Source organism: Streptomyces sp. NPDC101225 (assembly GCF_044767585.1).
Taxonomy (GTDB): Bacteria; Actinomycetota; Actinomycetes; order Streptomycetales; family Streptomycetaceae; genus Streptomyces.
Window position 1 is genome coordinate 51,939 of the sequence record NZ_JBIWOE010000046.1, and the last position, 8,688, is coordinate 60,626.

At 74.1% G+C, this 8,688-nt stretch carries 11 protein-coding genes; 6 read left to right on the top strand and 5 right to left on the bottom strand.

Annotated features, from left to right (window positions below):
* Nucleotides 1–76: 76 nt before the first annotated feature.
* Entirely contained in the window at nucleotides 77–1,321 is a 1,245-nt protein-coding gene (locus tag ACIRPX_RS39155) for a PP2C family protein-serine/threonine phosphatase (protein ID WP_404204388.1), read from the top strand.
* Between the two features lie 31 nt (nucleotides 1,322–1,352).
* Here the strand turns inward: ACIRPX_RS39155 and ACIRPX_RS39160 are convergent, their stop codons facing one another.
* Nucleotides 1,353–1,691 (bottom strand): helix-turn-helix transcriptional regulator, encoded by a 339-nt coding sequence (locus tag ACIRPX_RS39160; RefSeq protein WP_404204390.1) that lies wholly within the window; start codon nucleotides 1,689–1,691, stop codon nucleotides 1,353–1,355.
* Nucleotides 1,692–1,907: 216 nt separating this feature from the next.
* On the opposite strand from ACIRPX_RS39160, the gene ACIRPX_RS39165 reads away from it, so the two are divergent.
* Nucleotides 1,908–2,531, top strand: coding sequence for an anti-sigma factor antagonist (locus ACIRPX_RS39165; RefSeq protein WP_404204392.1), 624 nt, complete (start codon nucleotides 1,908–1,910; stop codon nucleotides 2,529–2,531).
* A 27-nt stretch (nucleotides 2,532–2,558) separates the two neighbouring features.
* On the opposite strand, the gene ACIRPX_RS39170 is transcribed toward ACIRPX_RS39165, so the two are convergent.
* Entirely contained in the window at nucleotides 2,559–3,347 is a 789-nt protein-coding gene (locus ACIRPX_RS39170) for an SGNH/GDSL hydrolase family protein (protein WP_404204394.1), read from the bottom strand.
* 33 nt (nucleotides 3,348–3,380) lie between these two features.
* Complete coding sequence (locus ACIRPX_RS39175) at nucleotides 3,381–4,385, bottom strand: LacI family DNA-binding transcriptional regulator (protein WP_404204396.1); 1,005 nt, start codon at nucleotides 4,383–4,385, stop codon at nucleotides 3,381–3,383.
* 269 nt (nucleotides 4,386–4,654) lie between these two features.
* Between ACIRPX_RS39175 and ACIRPX_RS39180 the strand changes: the two genes are divergently transcribed.
* Nucleotides 4,655–5,590 carry an amidohydrolase gene (locus ACIRPX_RS39180; RefSeq protein ID WP_404204398.1) on the top strand — a complete coding sequence of 312 codons (936 nt, stop codon included), beginning with the start codon at nucleotides 4,655–4,657 and terminating at the stop codon, nucleotides 5,588–5,590.
* A complete protein-coding gene (locus ACIRPX_RS39185) occupies nucleotides 5,587–6,087 on the top strand; it encodes a cysteine dioxygenase (protein ID WP_404204400.1) in 501 nt (166 codons plus the stop codon). Before ACIRPX_RS39180 ends, ACIRPX_RS39185 begins: the two co-directional genes overlap by 4 nt.
* 18 nt (nucleotides 6,088–6,105) lie before the next feature.
* Here ACIRPX_RS39185 and ACIRPX_RS39190 read toward each other — a convergent pair whose 3' ends face one another.
* Nucleotides 6,106–6,528 (bottom strand): ATP-binding protein, encoded by a 423-nt coding sequence (locus ACIRPX_RS39190; protein ID WP_404204402.1) that lies wholly within the window; start codon nucleotides 6,526–6,528, stop codon nucleotides 6,106–6,108.
* A 316-nt stretch (nucleotides 6,529–6,844) separates the two neighbouring features.
* On the opposite strand from ACIRPX_RS39190, the gene ACIRPX_RS39195 reads away from it, so the two are divergent.
* Nucleotides 6,845–7,933 carry a PP2C family protein-serine/threonine phosphatase gene (locus ACIRPX_RS39195; RefSeq protein ID WP_404204404.1) on the top strand — a complete coding sequence of 363 codons (1,089 nt, stop codon included), beginning with the start codon at nucleotides 6,845–6,847 and terminating at the stop codon, nucleotides 7,931–7,933.
* Between the two features lie 21 nt (nucleotides 7,934–7,954).
* Nucleotides 7,955–8,389, top strand: coding sequence for an OsmC family protein (locus ACIRPX_RS39200; RefSeq protein WP_404204407.1), 435 nt, complete (start codon nucleotides 7,955–7,957; stop codon nucleotides 8,387–8,389).
* 69 nt (nucleotides 8,390–8,458) lie between these two features.
* On the opposite strand, the gene ACIRPX_RS39205 is transcribed toward ACIRPX_RS39200, so the two are convergent.
* Nucleotides 8,459–8,688 (bottom strand): TIM barrel protein (locus ACIRPX_RS39205; RefSeq protein WP_404204410.1); only part of this gene is annotated, 230 nt, incomplete at its 5' end.

The window sequence follows — 8,688 nt, forward strand, 5'->3', positions numbered from 1 at the left end:
CCCGCGCCTCTGGGACGATCATGGCGGCCCGTCCGCGCGTGGTGCACACGACCGTGGACTTTGTCAGGATTCGTACGTGTGGGGTGTCGTACGGCTGATCCGCTCGATCCGCGGTCCCGCGGCGGGCGGGGCGGCCGGGCGGGCGGGCGGTGCGTCGAGTGCGGCCGGCGTGCTGCGAAGGCTGCTGGCCGGTATCGGGACGACCCTCGACGAGCCCACCACCTGCGCCGAACTGACCCGAGCCGTCGCCGCTCACTTCCACTGCGCGGCGGCGGTGCTGCGGGCCGAGGCGGCGACCGGCACGGGGTACGAGGCGGTCGCCGGGGACGCGGGCGCGCTGCCGGACGCCCACTGGGCCGCGGCCGTGGCCCGCGCCATGGCGCGGCCCCGGCTCGACGGACGGACGGAACCGCGCGCCGCCCACCCGCCGGCCGGCCGCGACCGGCCCGCGCTCTGCGTGCCGCTGGCCACCGGCGAGCACCGCTACGGCGTCCTCGTGTGCGCCGGGGCGGGCACTGCGTTCACGGCGGCCGACGCGGATCTCCTCGCGCTCCTGGCGGAGTGCGCCGCCTCGCACATCGGCCACGCGCGCGAGTTCGCCGGGGTGAGCCGGACCGCCGGGGACCTGCAGCGTGCCCTGCGCGCCGAACCCGGACGGCCGCACCCGAACCTCGACGTGGCCGTCCGGTACCTGCCGGCCGGCAAGCGGGCCGTGGTCGGCGGCGACTGGTGCGAGACGGTACGGCTGCACTTCGGCCGCACCCTGCTGGTCGTCGGCGACGTCATGGGGCACGGGGTGGAGGCCGCCGTCGACATGGCCTCCTACCGCTCCGACCTGCGCTCCCTGGCCGCCGCCGATCTGCCGCCGCACCGCATCCTGCGCCGGCTCGACGACATCGCCGCGCGTGCACCGGACCGCAGGCCGGCCACCTGCCTGGTCGCCCGGGTGGACCCGGTGCGCGGCCGGGTGACCCTCTCGGGCGCCGGTCATCTGCCACCCGCGGTGGTCGACGGCGACGGCGGGACCTCACTGCTGCCGGTCCCGGTCGGCCCGCCCCTGGGCACCGGGATCGGGGGCTACGAGCCCGCCACGCAGGATCTGGACGAGACGCGGACCCTGCTGATGTTCACCGACGGACTCGTGGAGCGCCGGGGCGAGGACATCGACCGGTCCCTGGACCGGCTGGCCCGCATCCGCTTCCTGCCGGGGGACGGTCCCGACGACGTCCTGGAGACCGTCCTCGCCCGCCTGGGAGCCCTGCACGCGGAGGACGACGTGGCGGTCCTGGCCGCCCGGCCGCGCTCCACCGGGACCCGCTGACTGCCGGGCGCCCGGGCGGGTCCGCGGTGGGTCAGGTGCTGTCGTGGTCCCGGGCCGGCGAAGGGCGGGCGGACTCGTGGTGGGCCAGGATCGCCAGCAGCTCCGCGACCGTGGCCGGGGCGTCCGCGGGATGGCGCAGCAGGGTGCCGGGGGCGATCCGGTAGACGTTCGAGCGGCCTTCCCGGACGTGGGTGAGGTAGCCGCCCTCCTCCAGGTCGGCGATGATCTTCTGCACCGCCCGTTCGGTGAGCCGGCAGCGGACGGCGATGTCGCGGACGCGGGTGGTGCGGTCCTCGGCGATGGCGGCCAGTACCCGGGAGTGATTGGTCAAGAACGTCCAGCCTGCATGCGGTTCCCGCGCTTGCCCCATACGCCCAGCATACGGAGCCCGATTCACGTATTGCAAAGGACGTATTTCTTTTCGTGTATTCATTGACGCGAAAGGATGGTGGGGTGATGCTGTGAGGAGTCGTGAAGACGGTATGAGCGGGAGCGTGGAATGTCCCACCATGCGGTTCTTCCCCCGGGTGAGGGGGACTGCCCGGAGAGCGGCACCGCGTTCCGGCGAACGCGGACGCCGGAACCGGTGACCTTGCGTGTCGACACGGCCGGCGACCGGCTCGTGGTCACCGTGTCCGGAGAACTCGACCTGGACAGCGACGAGTTGCTGCAGAAGACCCTGAGCGACGCGCTCGACCGCGCCACCGGGGGCCTGGAACTGGACCTCGCGGGCGTGGACTTCTGCGACTGCTCCGCCCTCCGGGTTCTGCTGCGGGTGCACCAGCACGCCCGCGCGACCTCCAAGAGCCTCGTCCTGCGCGCGAGCAGTCCGCCGGTGCGGCGCCTGCTCGCCCTCTCCGGCGCCCTCCCGCTGTTCGAGGACGGGACGCGGGAGCCGGGCGCCGCCGCTGACGAACTCGCCACCGAGAACACCCAGTTGCACCGCGCCCTGGAGACCCGCGCCACCATCGACCTGGCGCGGGGCATGCTCATGGCGTCGTTCCGCCTGACCCCCGGGCAGGCGTGGCAGGTCCTGGTGACCGCATCCCAGCGCGCCAACACCAAACTGCAGGTGATCGCCGAGGCCCTGCTGCGGACCGCGCACGGCGAGGCGCTGCCCGAGTCCCTGGCCGACCATGTGGCCTCGGCGGTCCAGGAGCACGGCGATCCCGACGGCCGAAACGCCGGCGGCGCGGACCCCGGCGGCTGAGTCCCGCGACGGCCCGCCCCGGGTGCCTCAGCCCGTCTGCCGCACCGTCACCGGCCGCGGCACCGGCCGCTTCGCCGTGAAGCCGTCGCCGGGGACATCGCCGCGCAGGCGTCGCCACACCCAGGGGCCGACATGGTCGACGGCCCAACGGACGTCGGCGCCCAGGGCTTTGAGGACGGGGACGGGAGTGCGCGCGGGCAGGGCCGCGGACCAGTCCTCGTGGCCCGGAAGGCCGACGGTGTGCGCCATGCCCGCGGAGATGCGGGCATGTCCGGCCGGACCGGCGTGCAGCCGGTCGTCGCTCCACAGGCGGGGATCGGCCGTGAACGGATGCGGGAAGAGGTCGAGTACCTCGACACCGTGGCGCGCCGCGACGGTGCGCAGCCGCGCGTTGAGGTCGAGGATGCGGGGCCGCACCCGGCGGGCGACCGGTGAGATCGTGCCCAGGTCCGGGAAGGTCATCGTGGCGACGTGCGCGCCCGCCGCGGTGAGGCGGGTGAACATCTCCTCCATGTTCGCGGCGACGGCCTGCGGGGCGTAGCGCCGCCGTACGACGTCGTTCATGCCCGCCGTCACCGTCACCAGGTCGGGCCGCAGCGCGAGGGCGGGGCCGAGTTGATCCGCCCTGACCTGGCCGCTGGTCTTGCCGCGCACGGCGAGGTTGGCGTAGGTGAGGGCCGGCTGCGACCGCGCCAGGATCTCGGCGAACCGGTCGGCCCAGCCGCGGTGGCCGCCCGCCGGACCGGGATCCCCGATGCCCTCGGTCAGGCTGTCGCCGATCGCGACGTAACGCAGGAACGGGTGCGTGGCCGTCATGCCGGGAAAGTCTATCGTCGGTTCATCCGGAGTTCAGGCGCGCACGGTGGAGCCGCGCTCCCGCATCCGCGGTGCGCACAGCACCCGTTTCTTGCGCACCCGCTTTCCCTCGATGGCCGCGACGGTCAGCCGCGCCGCCTCCGCCGCGATCTCGCCCAGCCCCCAGTCCACCGTGGTGAGCGGCGGCGTCAGCACCCGGGACACCGGGTGGTCGTCGAAGCCCACCACGGAGACGTCACGGCCCACCTCCAGCGAGTCCTCCGCCGCCGCCGCGTACACGCCGTACGCCAGGGAGTCCGAGAAGCAGAACACGGCGGTCGGCGAGTGCGCGCTCTGCAGAACGCCGCGCGCCACCGCCGTGGCCTCGCTCAACTCCTGCGGGCAGGGGACCAGTTCGGCCCGCAGCCCGAGCCGGCCGGCCGCCTCGCCCACATACACGTCGGCCGGCCGGTCCGGTGTGCTCGGGCGGGTCGGGGTCAGCACGGTCACCCGGCGGTGCCCGAGCGCGTGCAGATACTCCAGTACGGCGTCGATGCCGGCGCGGTTGTCGAAGATGACCTGTCCGGCGGTGCGCGCCCGGCTCAGCGAGTCGCCGACGGCGACCACCGGCAGCGCGTCGGCGATCGCGGACCACCCTTCCGCGGAGGGGTTGACGGGGGAGACGAGGAGGGCGTCCACGCGCTGGTCGCGCAACTGCTTGGCCAGGGCGAGCTCACGGTCCGGGTCGCCGCCCGCGTCCAGGATCAGCGCGTAGCGGTCCCCGGCGAGCAGTTCGCGGCCGATGGCCGCCATCAGCTGCTGCAGCCACAGGTCCTGGAGGTCGCCGGCGAGGACGCCGACCATGCTGGTGCGGCCGCTGGCGAGGGCGCGGGCGATGGGGTCGGCCTCGTAGCCGAGTTCGGCCGCGGCCCGGCGGACCCGCTCCTCGGTCTCCTTGGAGACGTGCTTGCCGCGCAGCGCGTAGGAGACGGCTGCGGTGGAGAGGCCCGTGGCCTCGGCCACCTCCCGGAGGGTGGTGCGCTTGTTGGGCCTGGCCATGCCGGGAAGCCTACCTGGACGCATGCGCGGTGGGGCGCAGGGCCCGCCGAACGCGCCCCGGCAAGGGGGCCCGTGAGGCGGCCGGGTGCCGGCGGGATGCCGGCGGGTGCCGCCGGGATGCCGGACGGGGGTCGGCCCGGTTCCGGCGGCCCCCTTGACACATCCTCTTGTTAAGCGGTTAAGTTAACCGCATAAGTGAAACGGTTAACAACATCCCTCCGACCGCCCTGACACCGTCCCGCACCTGCCCGTCCCGAGGAACGTCCCGCGTGTCCACCGACGTCCACCAGCACATCTGGCCGCCCGCCCTGGTCGAGCTGCTGCGCTCGCGCACGGCACCCCCGCGTCTGGACGGCTGGACCCTGCACCTGGCCGGCGAACCGCCCTACCGCGTCGACCCGGCCGACCACGACATCGCCGCCCGCGCCCGCCGCGCCGCCGCCGACGGACTCGATCTGGCCCTGGTGTCCCTCTCCAGCCCGCTCGACATCGAGCACCTGCCGCCCGCCGAGGCCGCCCCGCTCCTGGCCGCCTTCCACGACGGCGCCCTCGCCCTCCCGGCCCCCTTCGGCGTCTGGGCCGCCTGCTGCCTGCCGGCACCGGACCCGGACGCCGTGGAACGCGAGCTCCGCCGCGGCTGCGTGGGCCTCCAGCTCCCGGCCACGGCACTGCTCGACGCCGAGGGCTGGGCCCGCCGCGCACCCCTCCTCGACGTCCTCACGCGGCACGACAAGCCGCTCTTCGTCCACCCCGGGGCGGCCCCGGCCGCCGACGGCACCCCGCCGTGGTGGCCGGCCCTGGTCCCGTACGTGCAGCAGATGCACGCGTCCTGGTTCGCCTTCCGCGCCTTCGGCCGCGTCCGGCATCCGCGGCTGCGCGTCTGCTTCGCCGCGCTCGCGGGCCTCGCGCCGCTGCACGGCGAACGGCTCGCCGTCCGCGGCGGTGGCCGCGGCGAGATCGACTTCGACGTCTTCTACGACACCTCGTCCTACGGCACCCGGGCCGTCGACGCCGTCGTCCGCGACGTGGGCATCGACGTGGTCGTCAGCGGCAGCGACCGCCCCTACGCACCCCTCGTCATCCCCGACCTCGGCGCGGACGCCGCCGTCCACGCCCTGCGCACCGCCAACCCCGCCCGCCTGCTGCACGGCCACACCGCGACCGTGCCGCCCGCGGGAGCCGGCCGAGAAAGGAGCCACCCATGACGTACCAGGCCCTGCCCGAGCGGACCCTCGACAAGCGCGAACTCCAGGCCCTCGTGACCGACCTGGCGGCCCGCCCCGACCTGTGGCGGGCCCACGTGGCCTTCTCCGACAGCCGGCGGCACTACGCGTCCCTGCACCGGGACGCCTACGTCGACGTCTGGCTGCTGTGCTGGACCCGGCAGAACGACACCGGCTGGCACGACCACGACACCTCCGCGGGTGCCGTCACCGTCGTCCAGGGCGAACTCAACGAGTCCACGCCGCGCATCGGCGGCAGCCACTGCTCCGTCACCTTCGAGGCGGGGGAGTCCTTCTGCTTCGGCCCGGAGCACATCCACCGGCTCACCGGCGCGACCGACGACGCCGTGTCGATCCACGCCTACTCCCCGCCCCTGTGGCGCCTGGGCCAGTACGACATCGCCGCGGACGGCCTGATGCGCCGTCTGTCGGTGTCGTACGCGGACGAGCTGAGGCCGCTGGACACACCGGCCGCCTGACGCGGGAGCGGAGAGGTCCTACGACGACAGCGCCAGGACCGCGCGCACCCGCTTGCCGCCCCCGGTCACCGCCGCCACGTCCAGACGCTGCGCCAGGCAGCGCACCATGGCCAGCCCGCGTCCGCGCTCACCGTCGGCGGTGAACGGCCGTACCCGAGGCGGCAGTGGGCTGTCGTCGTAGACCTCGACCGTCACCCGCTCCTCGGAGACGTGCAGCCTGAGCCGGCAGGCGCTGCGGCCGTGCTGGGTGGCGTTGGCGACCAGTTCGGACACGACGAGCCGCACGTCGTCGATCTCCGCGGGCGCGGCCCCCGTCCGGACACGGGAGCGGGCGAGGAACTTCGAGGTGAGCCCTCGTGCCCGGCCTGCCGATGCGGCCTCGTCGAGCAGCAGATACTCCACTCGTACGGAACGCCCATGGGTACGCCGCTGCGCACGCATGGTGGATCACATCCCCTCCTAGGACACCCGGTTCCCCGCGGCCGGTCCGCCCACCGGGGGCCGCGTAGGCTCACGCAGCCGGTCCTGCCCCTGGCTGATGCCCTGCGGCCTTGATCGGCAATCCTCGGCCCCCGCGTCCGCCCGCGTCCGCCCGCGTCCGCCCGTGCACGGGTCGGGAAATATCAGCCCTGGGACTCAATTGGGTAAAGCTCCGGGCCGCCCGCGTGGGACGGCTGGCAGTCTGTGGTGTGTCCGAGGGTGAAAGAGGGGCCCCCGCGGAAGGCGGCTCCGGTGCCGGGTCACCGAGGAGCACGTCATGGCCGCACGGAAGGCGCAGCGCAGCCACACGCTGCTGGTCTGGCTGCCCGCCGCGGTGATGGCGGTGGTCGCCGCCGCGGACGTGCTCACCGTGCCCGGGCTGGGATTCCTGCCCCTGGCATCGCTCGGCCCGGCCTTCGCCGGACTGGTCGGCGGCTGGCGGCGTACGGCGTGGTTCGGTCTGGCGGCCCTGCTGCTGTGCGTCGCGCTCGGGCTGTACGACGGGCTGTTCCAGGAGCGCCGCGGCTTCATGGCCATGGTGTCGGTGGTGGGGGTGACCTGCGCGGGCATCGTGGCCGCCGTGATGCGCGGCCGCCAGGAGGCCGAACTCGCCAGCGTGCGCTCCATCGCGGAGGTCGCCCAGCGCGTGCTGCTGCGGCCGGTGCCGCTGACGGCCGGGCCGCTCCAGGCGGCGGTGTCGTACACCTCGGCCGTCGCCGAGGCGCGCATCGGCGGGGACCTGTACGAGGTGGTCGCCTCACCGCACGGCGTGCGGATGATCGTGGGCGATGTGCAGGGCAAGGGGCTGGCCGCGGTCGAGACGGCCGCCGTGGTGCTCGGCGCGTTCCGGGAGGCGGCGCACGACGAACCCGACCTGGTCGGCCTCGGCGAGCGTCTGGAGCGCAGCGTGGCCCGCGTGCTGGAGGGGGAGAAGTTCGTCACCGCTGTCCTCGCCGAGGTCGGCACACGGCAGGAGGCGGTCTTCCTCAACTACGGCCACCCGCCGCCGATGGTCGTCCGCGAGGACGGCACCGCGTACTTCCCGCAGCCGCCGGCCTACGCGCCGCCCCTCGGCCTGGGCCTGCACTCCGAAGGCAGCCCCAAGCCGTTCTCCGTGGGCTTCGCGCCGGGCGAGCAGCTGCTGCTCTACACCGACGGCGTGAGCGAGGCACGCGACCGGCACGGCGACTTCTATCCGCTCGGCGACCGGGCCTGCATCCTCAAGGACAGCGACGCCCAGGGCGCGCTGGACGCCCTGCGCGAGGACCTGGTCCGGCACACCGCCGGCCCGCCCCACGACGACGCGGCGATGCTCCTGCTCCGCTACCACCGGCACACGGCCCGTGCATCGGGCGGGGACCGGTGACGCGGGGTTAGTGTCGTCGCCATGACCGAAGACTCCCTGCGCTCCGTCACCGTCGAGCGATCCAGCACCGGACACTTCGTCGCCACGAACGCCCGCGGCGGCACCCTGCGCTTCGGCAGCGGTTCCGGACCGGACGACGAGTTCACCCCGGTCGAGCTGCTGCTCGCCGCGATCGGCGGCTGCACGGCGGTCGACGTCGACGTCGCCACCAGCCGGCACGCCGAACCCGCCGGCTTCTCCGTCAAGGTGACCGGCAACAAGGTCGGCGACGACCTCGGCAACCGGCTGACCGATCTCGCGGTCACCTTCACCGTCGTCTTCCCGGGCGGCGAGGGAGCCGACCGTGCCCGCGCCATCCTGCCCCGCGCGGTCAAGACCTCCCACGACCGCCTGTGCACCGTCAGCCGCACGATCGAGATCGGCACGCCGGTGACGGCGACGGTCGAGAACGTGTGACACCGCCCCCGCCCCTGGGGTACCCGCGCCGCCGCGCACCCCGGAGCGAGGGCCCGGCCCCGCCGGTGGTCAGCCGGCCAGTTCCTTCGTGATGCGGTCGAGCATGAACGCCGAGGATTCCTCGGCCCGTTCCTCCCAGGCGAAGACGCAGGCCGTGGCGACGCCGTCGAAGTCCAGCTCGCGGAGTGTGCCGAAGAACGCCTCCCAGTCGACCTCGCCCTGACCGATGTCGAGGTGCTGGTGGATGCGGGCGGTGGTGCCGGGCGGGTTGAGGATGTAGCGCAGGCCGCTGGAGCCCT